This window comes from Microbacterium sp. (assembly GCF_030149085.1).
Taxonomy (GTDB): Bacteria; Actinomycetota; Actinomycetes; order Actinomycetales; family Microbacteriaceae; genus Microbacterium.
Genome location: NZ_JASBSF010000204.1, coordinates 1 through 9672 on the forward strand (window position 1 = coordinate 1; position 9672 = coordinate 9672).

Here is a 9672-nt window from a genome sequence, read left to right on the forward strand (position 1 = left end):
GTCGGGCCGTTCGCTTACCCGGACATCGTCAGCCTGACGCCGCCGACGACCCAGCGCAAAACGGCGAGAGCCCGCCTCAGCTCACAACGACGACGTCGTCACCCACGACGCCCCGGCTGTCATCCAACGTGACGGGTAACAGGTGCGGGCAGTCGCGTCGGGGTTCTCGCCGGGCTGCGGCACGCTGTGCGCGGGATCGAGCCGATCCGTGGCGACATAGGCTCGGTTCGAGTATCTGCCGCGCGTCATGGAGACGTAGAGCACTTCCCTGGTCGTGGTGGCTTCGACGAGTGTGTGTGCGGTATCGACGGTGACGCCCTGGGCACGGTGCGCGGTGACGGCGTAGCCGAGGTCGAGGTGCTCGGCAACGTAGGCGGCGGGCAACAAGATCCCGCCCCCGCGCCGCATGGTGGGTGGCCGCACGAAGACCGAGCCGTCATCGCGCACGTTCGTCACGACCCAGCGTTCACCGTTGCGCACCCATCCGTGTGCCGAGCGCAGGCGGCGGTCGTTCTTCCTCGTGATGATCGTGTCTCCCACACTCACGCGGCTGCCGTCGCCCAGTTCGATCTCGCGTTCAGCGGCGACGTAGCCGTGGGCGATGAGGTCGCGGCGTGCCCGCTGGTTCAGTTCGGTGACATTCTCGACGGTTTCTGCGATCAGGATCGTTCCTCGCCCGGCCTGCCGGTCTTCCCACCAGGCCCAGTACGCAGCCTCGGCCATCTCGTCAATGGTGCCGCCCCTAATCCTGCCATGCTCCATATAGGTGTCGATCACGGGGACGCGGCCGTGGCGCAACTCGAGCGAGGCGCGTTTCTCCCAGTCGTGTTTCAGCCGCCACACCTCCGTCAACTCCGGCGTGCCCTCAGCGCGGTCGTTCACGATCAGGGTGAACGCGCCGCCCACGCCGACCGACTGCAACTGTGCCGGGTCACCAACAAGCAGCACTTTCGCTCCGACCCGCTCAGCCTCACGGGTGATGAGGTCGAGCGAGTGCGTACCCGCAAGCGACGCCTCATCAAGAATCACCAGCTGACCGCGTGTGAAGGTCTGCCCGGTGCGCTCGAACACTTCCCGCCATTTCGCGGTGTTATCGGTCGGGACGCCGAGTTCATCAGCGAGCACTCCTGCCGCGACTGCTGACGGGGCAAGCCCAACCACTGACCCCTCACCGTGCTTCCATTCCCAGGCACGACGCAATGCGCCCAGCGTCGTAGTCTTCCCAGTACCTGCAGGCCCCACGAGAACATCGACGGTGCGGCCTGAGACCGCGATCCGGGCGAGTGCGTCGCGTTGGTCGGGGCCGAGCGTGCGCCCCTCATTATCGGGTTCGTTCGCGAAGCGTTCGATCGTGTCGAGCGCGAGCCTGGGGCCGGCCATGCCCCGCGCTCTCGCGATCAGCCGATCCTCCGCCGCAAGCAACGCTGTCGATGAGAACAGTGTCGAGTGCTTCGGCCGGAATCTTGTGGAGCCATCAGCGCGCCGGAACTCGGCGGGTGTGACGGCAAGTTCGGGCGGGGTGAGCCTGAGCGATGCTTGCTCGGCGGCATCCGCGATCATGCCGACGATGACCTCGCGATCCTCGCTTGACGCGAACCTGAGCCACATGGACTGCCGGGCTGCTTCGGCCATGAGGTTCCAGCGTCGCCAGGTCGAACGTTTCTCGCCCACGGTCTCGATCACTTGCTTCCCGAGGGCTGCGATCATGTCGAGTGGTACATCATCGGCGCGCAACAACCGCACGCCCGAGCTTCTGGGGTCGTGTTGCCACGCAACACTGATCGCCCACGCCGTCGCATCTTCACCGAGGATCACTGTTGCACGATCCCGCCACTCGCTCGTGAGGTCATCCAGCGATCGCACGTCTTTCTCGGGGCGTGTTGCGAGCGTGGCCTCCTGCAACAGCTTGATGACCTGAGCCGACGACGGCCTGCGGCCGTGCCGTGCCACGAACTCCGCAATAAGGCGTTCTTTCTCGACCTCAATATCGCGTGCGCGACTCGAGAACGCTTTGATCAATTCCTCCGGCACATCACTGATCGCCCACGACTGGTTCCGACCAGCAGCTTGCTCGCGTGACTCCCACGAGACCCCAAGCAGCCGGGTGAGTGAGTCAGCGAAGATCGCCTCATGAAGTTCGCTCAGCGCGACCGTCGCTGCGTGCAGAGGTCGCCCGTCAAGCGCGAGCCAACGCATGGTCTGGGCGTGCTGCACCTTGTTCGACACCACCACATGCGTATGCAGGTAGGGGTCTTGCAACCTGGAGTCGTAGTGGTCATACGCGGCTGCAACAACCCCAGCGACGTCGAGTTGCAGCACCGCACCGTCAGGGCCGCGCGCTCCTCCCCGTGTTGCAGTGACCTCGCGCTCCATGAACTGCAACACATCAGCTATCGCGGCATGGTGCGCTTCCCAGATGAGTTGTTGCGTGCCCCCATCAGCCACCGCCCACAACACGGATGCTGACTTCGGAATCGAGAAAGTGAAGTCGTAACCAGCGACCGCCTTACGGCTCTTCTTCGCCGCTTCCTCCGCCTCAATCACCGTGACCGCTTCGGCGCGCTGTGATGGCGTGAGTTCAGGATCGAGCGCGGCAATGCGAGCGGCAACGCGCTCATCGAGCGTCTGGAACTGGCTGTAAGGTCGCCCAAGCGCATCACCCGTCACGGGATCGCGGCCCATCCCGATGAGCAGTTGGAGTTGCGTCTCGGTCACCGTATCCCCGCCCACAATCTGACCGTCCGCGAGGCCACTCAGGCCAGAACCGAGCCATCTGCCGGGTGGGGTTCCCTCTTCGCTGTAGTAGCGAGTCAACGGGGTCGACAAGGCTCTATCGCCGTCGCCATACGCGACCGACTTCAGGAGGTACTTGTACCCATCGCCCGCCGTCATGCGACGCATCGAAACTGTCATCGGAGGCCACCTTTCACGTTCGATAGGTGGCCTCGACTGCCCCGCGCTACGCGGTCAAATCAGAGTCGAGTCGTGGCGCTTCAGCCATGTTTGCAAGATATGTGAGTCGGAAGATGAGCTCGAAGAAAGAACCCTGCAAACTTCAAGCCGCTCCCATGCTGCTGAGTGTGACAGCGAACCACCTACATTCATCGAGCTTGCTGCGGTACGGCTCTGAGCAAGATCCCCCTCTGCCATCCAACGCTGGCAAGGTCATGACGGAGGCCAAAGCCGTTTGATTAGGTACTCTTAAATCAGCCAAAAGGTAACCTGGCCGCTTAGAGTCCAGTGCAGCTTCTGAGCTGCGTACCACCCGAGACGAATGAACTGAACAGCATTGACACTACGGCCATAAGTTACCGCTCAAGAACAACGGCGAGCCCTTGGCCGACGCCGATGCAGATCGCGGCGACTGCGACTCCTCCGCCGCGGCGCTTGAGCTCGTGGGCGGCGTGACCGATGATCCGGCCGCCTGAGGCGCCGAGGGGGTGACCGATGGCGATGGCGCCGCCGTGGATGTTGAGCTTCTCCGGGTCGAAGTCGGGCCAGCCTTTGAGGCAGGCCAGGGACTGTGAGGCGAAGGCTTCGTTCAGCTCGACGAGGTCAACGTCCGCCCAGGTCCGTCCCGCGCGCGCCAGCGCCTTGTTCGCGGCCTCGATCGGCGCGATCGGGAAGATGTCCGGGTCGACGCCGTGGGCGGCACGTCCGGTAATCCGCGCGAGCGGTTCGGCGTCGAGGGCGTCCTCGGCGCCGAGCAGCACCGCGGAAGCACCGTCGTTGATCGAGGACGAGTTCCCGGCCGTCACGGTACCGTCGGCGGCGAACAGCGCTTTGAGACCGGCGAGCTTCTCAACGGTGCTGCCGTCGCGGATGCCCTCATCGCGCGCCATCTCAGCGCCGGGCACCTGCACGATCTCGGCGTCGTAGCGGCCCTCCGCCCACGCTTTCGCGGCGAGCTCATGCGAGCGGACCGAGAACGCGTCCTGTGCTTCACGGGTGATCCCCCACTCCTGGGCGATCTTCTCCGCGGACTCGCCGTTGGAGATGGTCCAATGCTTGGGCAGGGCCCGGTTTACCATGCGCCACCCGATGGAAGTGTTCCAGAGCGTCTGGTTGCCGACCGCCGGCCAGGGCTTCGGGGACTTCTCGAGAACGAAGGGCGCACGGGACATGGACTCCACGCCGCCGGCGAGGATCAGCTCTGCATCCCCCGACTCGATCGCCCGGGAACCCTGGATCACGGCCTCCACGGACGATGCGCAAAGCCGGTTGACGGTGACGCCCGTGACCGAGGAGGGGAAGCCCGCGAGGAGGGCGCCGAAACGGGCGACGTTGCGGTTGTCCTCACCGGCCTGGTTCGCGTCTCCAAAGATCACGTCTTCAATACGTGCGGGATCGACGCCGGTGCGCTCGACGGCGGCTTTCATGACGACCGCGGCGAGGTCGTCAGGGCGGATCCCGGAGAGCGCACCGGCGGCGCGTCCGAAAGGGGTGCGGACGGCATCGTAGATGAACGTCGAGGTCATGGGGTGAACCGTGGTCTTTCTGTGAGTAAGGTGGGTCAGGCTGCGGAGCGCCTGGAGTGATACGCGGCACGGAACTCGTCAGGGACGGTCCCGGCGCCGGTAGCAAGGTCGGCGGCGAGCTCGCCGAGCAGCGGAGCGAACTTCGCACCACGGCCGGAGCAGGCGGACAGGACGACGATGCCTTCGGCCTCGTCAATCAGAAAGTCGCTGCTGGGCGTGCTGGTGAACATGCACGTCGCTTCCGCGTAGGAATCCGGTTCGACACCGGGCACCCATTCCTTGACGTAGTCGCGAGCTCGTTGCCTGGCCTCCGGCCGGATCTGGCCGGTGCGGTCGAAGATGCTCGGGATTACGGTTCCGCCATTGAAGTGCGCGATCTTGAGGCCGTGGTATCCGGCGTCGCGGCCGCCTGGCAGACCGTAGATGTCGACCGTCTCGTTCTCGTGCATGAACGTCGGCCAAGCCGGATAGGGTGCGCCGGAAGCGCCGGCGTCGCGGTAGGGGAAGTGGAACGCCTGCTCCTCACGCACTTCGAAAGACGGCAGTGAGTGGATGAACCCGGCAGGCAGAGCGAGCGAGTCCAGAAGGGTTGGAAGCCACGGGCCGGCCGCGACGACCACTTTCTCGCCTTCGACGACGTCGCCGACCGTGGATTCGACGCGGAAGCCGCCGGTGCGCCGCTCGATAGAGCTGACGGTCCAGTTCGTGAGCAGTCTGACCCGCCCGGTTGCGGCGGCCAGGCGAACGAACGCCTCGACCGTGTTGCGGGCATCAAGCACTCCAGCGCCGGGGTGATAGAGTACCGCGCCGTCGAAGCCGTACTGCGGCCAGCGCGAGCCCGCCTCCGCCTCTGGCAGTAGCTCATGCTCGACACCCAGCGCGTCCAGGACACGGGCGAGGCCGACGGGATCGTTCACCGCGCCATGGTCGAGGGCGCCGGTGGGTTCGATCAGACGTGCACCGTTCTCCCGTTCGAGTTCGTCCCACAGCGGCTTGGAACGGATAACGAGCCCTGTGTAGAGCTCGCTCGGGTAGGCGTAGCGAAAGATCCGCGCGGAGCCGTGCGAACTGCCGTACGGGTTGGCTGGTGCCGACCGCTCCAGCAGGGTCACGTCTTGCCCGCGTTGGGCGAGACGCCACGCGGTGGCGGCGCCGGCGAGTCCTGCGCCTATGACGATGTACTCGCCCATCTCGCTCCGTCCTTACCGCTTGAACGCGGAGACCCCAGTGATCTCGCGGCCCACGATCAGGGACTGGATGAAATCGGTGCCCTCGTAGGTGTGGACGACTTCCATGTCCGTGAGATGGCGGGCGACGTGGTTCTCGAGCAGCAAGCCGTTGCCGCCGAGCAGGTCGCGGGAATCGCGGCATAGCTGCCGCGCTTTATCGCCAGTGAACATCTTCGCGAGCGAGGCCTGCTCGTTGCTTAGGCGGCCTTCGTTCTGCAGGGCGCCGGCACGGAAGCAGACCAGCTGCATCGCTGTAAGGTCAGCGAGCATGTTGGCGAGCTTGTTCTGGACGAGTTGGTAGTGTGAGATCGGGCTGCCGAACTGGACGCGCTCGGACGCGTACTGCACTGCCGCCTCGTAGGCGGCGGTCGCGTGTCCCAACGATTCCCAGGCGACGGTGCTGCGGGTGCGGTTGAGCACCGCCCCGACATCGCGGAACGACTGAGACTTTTCGAGTTTGTTCTCGGCGGGGATCCGAAGGTCTTCGAAGGTGATTTGCGCCTGCTGGATCGCGCGCTTGGCGATCTTCCCTTGGATGGCTTCCGCGTGGTATCCGGACGGGTAACTGCCGTCCTCGTTCTTCTCCAGGATGAACGCCTTGACCTTGTCGTCGGCGGTGTCGCGCGCCCAGATGATGACGAGATCTGCGACGTGGCCGAGGCCGATCCACCGCTTCGAGCCATTGAGAACGTAGTGGTCGCCGTCGAGGCGGGCGCTGGATTCAAGAGCCACGGAGTCGGAACCGTGATCGGGTTCCGTCAGCGCGAACGCGCCGAGCTTCTCGAGCTTCGCCATCTGGGTCAGCCAGCGCTGCTTCTGTTCGTCGCTGCCGAGTAGGTTGATCGTCCCCATCGCGAGGCCGGAGTGCACGGCGTTGAACGTGTTGATGCTCCCGTCACCGCGGGAGAGCTCCATGGCGACCAGTCCCGCCTGCAACCGGGTCAGGCCTGGGCAGCCGTACCCTTCGATCGCGGTGCCGATGATGCCAAGCTCCCCGAACTTCGGGAGGATCTGGTACGGGAAGTCCGCCTGTTCCCAGTACTCGTTGATGATCGGGGTGACCTCAGAATCGACGAAGGCTCGCACCTTCGCGACGAGCGCGCGATCCTCCTCACCGAGGTAGTCCTCGACGCCGTAGAAATCCACGTTGACGCCTGACCTGTTGAGTGCACTCATGCTGTTGCTTCCTTTGCTGAGATCGATGCGAGCGGCGAGGAGCCCGCGAGCCAGCGCCGCACCAGCTCGGTATCTGCGCCTAGCTCGGGGGGCGCCTTGTCGTAGGTCGCCGGGGTCTGTGAGAAGGTGATGGGGTTGCGGATCCCGGACAGAGAGTCATCCCCGGATCCGGCTTGAATGATCGGATCCAGGCCGATGCGCTCGGCGAACTGGACACCGGCTGCGACGTCCTGGATCGGCGCGCACGGGATCCCCGCTGCGGTGAGCCGTTCGAACCACTCCGTGGCGGTCGCATGCGAGAGCGCGGCTTCGAGTAGCGGACGCAGATCGAGTCGGTTGCGGCTGCGGTCGGGCGCGAACGCGAAGCGCGGATCCTCGACGAGTTCAGGCGTGCCGAGCTCCCGGCAGAGCACCCGGAACTGCCTGTCGTTGCCGATCGCGAGCACGATCTCCCCGTCTCCGGTGGCGATCGGCTCGTAAGGGTAGATGCTCGGATGCTCGTTGCCCATGCGGGTCGGAACGACGCCTGCGATGGCGTAAGCGCCGGTCTGGTTCACCAGGCCCGACAGTGCCGAGCTCATCAGATTGACCTCCACCCGCTGCCCTTCACCGGTCACTCGCCGGTGGTTGAGGGCGGCGAGGATACCGATGCAGGCGTGCATACCCGTGAACACATCGACGACCGCGACGCCGGCACGGAACGGCTCGGTCTCCGGCGCCCCGGTGAGACTCATGAGCCCGGAGGCAGCCTGGACGAGCAGGTCGTATCCAGGAAGGCTCGCCCCGCCCGCGGTACCGAACCCGGTGATCGAGGTGAAAATCACGTCCGGGTTCTGAGCCGCCACGCTCTGATAGTCCAGCCCGAACTTCTCGAGACCGCCGGGCTTGAAGTTCTCGATTACGACGTCCGCGCGAGCTGCGAGCTCGCGTGCGGTCGCGAGATCCCCGGGGTCGCTGAAGTCCAGTTCGATCGACAGCTTGTTCCGGTTGATCGAGAGGTAGTAAGTCGACTTGCCCTCATGCTCCGGCGGCATCCAAGCACGGGTCTCGTCCCCGATCGGACTCTCGACCTTGATGACGGTCGCCCCCATGTCCGCCAGCAGCATAGTGCAGTAGGGCCCGGCCAGCACCCTGCCGAAGTCAGCGATGATGGTGCCGCTCAACGGCCCCTGCCCCGAACGCGCGAGTAGTTCTTCAAGTCTGTTGTGATCTTCCACCGTCTACCTCGGGACCGTTCTTCCGTTGAACCGTTTTCGATGTTTTCACCTTGTCAGGCGCGATTAGTGCACGTCAAATACCTATTTTCACGTTATTGATACCTTCAGCACATATGTCCCTCTCCAATCGTTCGTCGCACTGAGACCTGAAATGAAGCAAATACGACACGATATATGATCCTCGTGCTATCATTGGCGAGTGGAAATTCAGGACCTCAGAGCATTCGTCGCCGTCGCGGAAGAACTGCACTTCGGGCGAGCGGCCGAACGCCTCCATTTGGCGCAGCCTCCGGTAAGCCGCACCATAAAGGCACTGGAGAAGGAACTGGGCGCGGAGCTGTTCCACCGCACGACGCGCTCCGTGGAGGTCACTGCGGCCGGGGAGGCTCTGCTCGGCCCGGCCCGCCGCATTCTCAACGAACTCAAGCATGCCGCGCACGATGTGCGCGCCGCTCAGAGCGGCGAACTCGGGCATGTCGGTATCGCCTTCGCTGGCGCCTCCACACAGATTCTCGTCGGCCAGCTCTCCCGCGCTGCGCGTCTCAAACATCCAGACCTATCCCTCGAGCTCTCCAGCCAGAACTTCGCCCAGCCCGCCATCAACCGGCTCCTGAACGATGAGGCGGACATCTCCATTGGCCGCTGGGACTACGTCCCAGCCGGCATCAGAACCCGCACTCTGATCAACGAGCAACTCGTCGTCGCCGTCCCGAAGACCCACACCTTGGCCGGCGCTGACTCGGTCCACATGGATCAGCTCTCCGCCGACTACTTCGTGACGCTCCCCCCGCAGCCCGGATCAGTACTTACAGACCGGCTGCTCCGACTCAGCCACGCTGCCGGCTTCGACCCCCTCATCGCGCAGGTCGCCCCCGACACCTGGACGGCGCTGTCACTCGTCGCAGCCGAGGTCGGCATTCATCTCACGATCTCATCGGTCGCAGAGAACACCCACACCGACGGGTTCTCCTTCCTCCCGGTCGCAGACCCATTCGACGAGGTGCTCCTGCGCATGGCCTGGCGCGCCGATTCGCGGAACCCCGCACTCGCCACGGTGCTGGCACTCGCCGACGAAGTCCTGTAGGCGCCGCCAGCTGTACTGCGCGCATACCCAACTGCCTCACCGGTCGGCGGCCGCCTCGATTCCTCTGAGCTAATCGATCTGGATGGTCGTGGGCGCTTCGCCGGAGAAGTCGAGCTTCGGGACGGACTCACTGAGACCCGGCGTCTCGGTAGCGGCGATGGTCAGCCAAATGCAGCCGACGAGTCAGGTCGAGGGCTCCAGCGACGTCCACAGCCAGACCGTGAGCGCGAACCCGATCAGCGGGCAGACCAGGTGCAGCAGGACGCCTCCCTTCGCGCGGTTCCCCGTCCTGTCTTTCCGGAGGAACTCGTCCTTGATGGCTGACAGGTTTACCATCGCGAACGCCGCGAGGGCGCCGAAGCTGATCATAAACTCCGCCGTATTCAAGTCGAGTACCAGGCTGGCCAGTGCGAACACCGACACGACGATCACTACGACAAACGGTGTGCTGAACCGGGGTGCAGCTTGGTGAGCGGCCGGGGCAGCAC

6 protein-coding genes and 1 pseudogene are annotated in these 9672 nt (G+C 64.7%); 1 reads left to right on the forward strand and 6 read right to left on the reverse strand.

Annotation, left to right across the window (positions count from 1 at the left end; genetic code table 11):
• Nucleotides 1-81 precede the first annotated feature (81 nt).
• From mobF to Q1V87_RS08145, 5 genes are all read right to left on the reverse strand, one after another.
• Nucleotides 82-2913: a MobF family relaxase gene (gene mobF / locus Q1V87_RS08125; RefSeq protein WP_366945419.1), complete on the reverse strand. Its 2832-nt coding sequence runs from the start codon at nt 2911-2913 to the stop codon at nt 82-84.
• Nucleotides 2914-3308: 395 nt separating this feature from the next.
• The gene (locus Q1V87_RS08130; protein ID WP_079941026.1) at nt 3309-4478 is read right to left on the reverse strand and encodes a thiolase family protein; all 1170 of its coding nucleotides are present in this window, start codon (nt 4476-4478) and stop codon (nt 3309-3311) included.
• Nucleotides 4479-4513: 35 nt separating this feature from the next.
• On the reverse strand, nt 4514-5668 hold the full coding sequence (locus Q1V87_RS08135; protein WP_079941027.1) for an FAD-dependent oxidoreductase: 1155 nt from the start codon (nt 5666-5668) through the stop codon (nt 4514-4516).
• Between the two features lie 12 nt (nt 5669-5680).
• Nucleotides 5681-6883 carry an acyl-CoA dehydrogenase family protein gene (locus tag Q1V87_RS08140; RefSeq protein ID WP_079941028.1) on the reverse strand — a complete coding sequence of 401 codons (1203 nt, stop codon included), beginning with the start codon at nt 6881-6883 and terminating at the stop codon, nt 5681-5683.
• The gene (locus tag Q1V87_RS08145; protein ID WP_253036098.1) at nt 6880-8046 is read right to left on the reverse strand and encodes a CoA transferase; all 1167 of its coding nucleotides are present in this window, start codon (nt 8044-8046) and stop codon (nt 6880-6882) included. Before Q1V87_RS08145 ends, Q1V87_RS08140 begins: the two co-directional genes overlap by 4 nt.
• A 253-nt stretch (nt 8047-8299) precedes the next feature.
• Here Q1V87_RS08145 and Q1V87_RS08150 point away from each other — a divergent pair, with 253 nt between their 5' ends.
• Nucleotides 8300-9184 (forward strand): LysR substrate-binding domain-containing protein, encoded by an 885-nt coding sequence (locus tag Q1V87_RS08150; protein WP_079941030.1) that lies wholly within the window; start codon nt 8300-8302, stop codon nt 9182-9184.
• A 183-nt stretch (nt 9185-9367) separates the two neighbouring features.
• On the opposite strand, the pseudogene Q1V87_RS08155 reads toward Q1V87_RS08150, so the two are convergent.
• Nucleotides 9368-9672: pseudogene (locus Q1V87_RS08155) on the reverse strand (Putrescine importer PuuP); the annotation flags it as partial.